The organism is Komagataeibacter kakiaceti JCM 25156, assembly GCF_000613305.1.
In genome coordinates this window covers 1-770 of the sequence record NZ_BAIO01000794.1, presented here as the reverse complement: position 1 = coordinate 770, position 770 = coordinate 1, and the positions used below count along the sequence as shown (strand labels likewise).

Sequence of the window (770 nt, the reverse complement as noted above, 5' to 3'; positions counted from 1 at the left end):
CAGCGCCAGCATGCCATGGGCGGCCTCGCCCCCCAGCACCTTCTGCCACGACCATGTGACGACATCCAGCTTCTCCCACGGCAGGTCCATGGCGAAGGCGGCGGATGTCGCGTCACAGATCACCAGCCGTCGCGCACGGCGGGAATGGCGGCGTCGTAAGGCAGGCGCGCGCCGGATGTCGTGCCGTTCCATGTCAGCACCACGTCGCGCGCCCAGTCCACCTGCGCCAGATCGGGGATCTCACCGTAATCGGCCTTGAGCACGCGGGCGTCGGGCAACCGGAGCTGGGCAATGATGTCATTGGCCCATGTGGCGGAGAAGCTCTCGAACGCCAGCACGTCCACCGGGCGGGAGCCGAGGATGGACCACAGCACCATTTCCACCGCACCCGTGTCCGATGCCGGCACGATGCCCAGCACCCAGTCTTCCGGCATGCGAGGATGGCCTTTGAACGGGTAATGACCTCGTTCAGGCGCGCGCGCCCTTCCGTTGAACGGTGCGACCGCCCCACCAGCGCATCCGACAGGGCATCGAGCGACCAGCCGGGCCGCTTGGCGCAGGGACCGGAAGAAAAGCACGGATTGGCAGGCCGTGCGGACGGCTTTGCAGTAAGGGGATCAGGCAAGGGAGACATCGTCCTGTTCGCGACACGGGCAAGGAAGGGCAACACCGCGCGCCGGTGCGCCAGACTGTGGTACGAGAGAGGGGATTCGAACCCCTATGCCTTTCGGCGGTCGATTTTGAATCGTACTACGTCTACCGTTCCGTCC

The 770-nt window shown here is 65.8% G+C and carries 1 pseudogene; it reads right to left on the bottom strand.

The features are described 5' to 3' along the window. Positions 1-634: pseudogene (locus JCM25156_RS26345) on the bottom strand (phosphoserine transaminase); the annotation flags it as partial. Between the last annotated feature and the right edge of the window lie 136 nt (positions 635-770).